Here is a 934-nt window from a genome sequence, read left to right as displayed (position 1 = left end):
TCTAACTTTACTGCGGAAGGACATAACCTCACTCATTGCAAGATTACCTTGCGCATCAGCGGTCTGAACTTGGAAGTAATAAAATGTATCAGGCTGTAAGCCGGTCACTGGCAAAGTATGCGAAGCCCTTAAACCGTTTTTACTTTCAATTTGCTCAAGCTCATCTATCGAAGTACCGATTACTAGACGAGTCGTTGCAGGCTCACTAGTTTTCCAGCGAATGACGACGCTTTGATGTGTAATATTCTGTATTAATGGGCTGCCGATAATAATGGGTGCCATGGTGTCTGGTGAGGCCAGGGTTGTAAAGGTTATCGGCGTACTGATAGTCGGGCCGTTTCCATGCCTGTCTGTGGAAGATACCGTTAAGGTATATTCTGTTTCAGGTAAAAGATCTGCCAAAGGCATTGAGTGCTCTAAGACAAAACGTTGATCACTTACCACATGGTATTGGCTGCCATCGTTATAAGATACACCACTTGTTGATGCTTCATCCGTCGTCCAGATAACTGTCGCACTGGTATCGGAAATATCAATAACCATTGGCATCAGTAAGATGTTCGGAGCGCTGATGTCGGGGGCGGGCAGGGTGGTGACAGTCATTGCCTGACTTGTTGTAGGGCCGTTAGCTTGCTCATCACTTACTTCAGCAATAACTGTGTACGCAGTATTCGGACTCAAACTTTCGATAAGAATTTGATGGCAAATCGCTAAATCCGAAAGAGTGAAGTGTTGATCATCAACATATATCGAGCCTCTAACCGGCTCATCTGCACACAAAGATAAGGTAAATTGCTCATGCGTTATATTTGATGCATAAGGGCCTTCTAGTATCAAGGGTGCCCGATAATCCGGTACAGCAAGCGTTGTAAAACTGGTACTTAGTGTTTCAGAAGCGCGGTCATCTTTATCTAATGAATGGACATCTGCCTGA

Annotated in this window: 1 protein-coding gene; it reads right to left on the bottom strand. The window is 44.6% G+C overall.

The window, feature by feature from the left end; genetic code table 11:
• Positions 1 to 934, bottom strand: a 934-nt coding sequence (locus tag A3729_RS28830; RefSeq protein ID WP_197476246.1) for a fibronectin type III domain-containing protein, incomplete at both ends; no start/stop codon positions are given.

It is taken from the genome of Oleiphilus sp. HI0043 (assembly GCF_001634935.1).
This window is presented reverse-complemented; position numbering and strand designations above follow the sequence as displayed.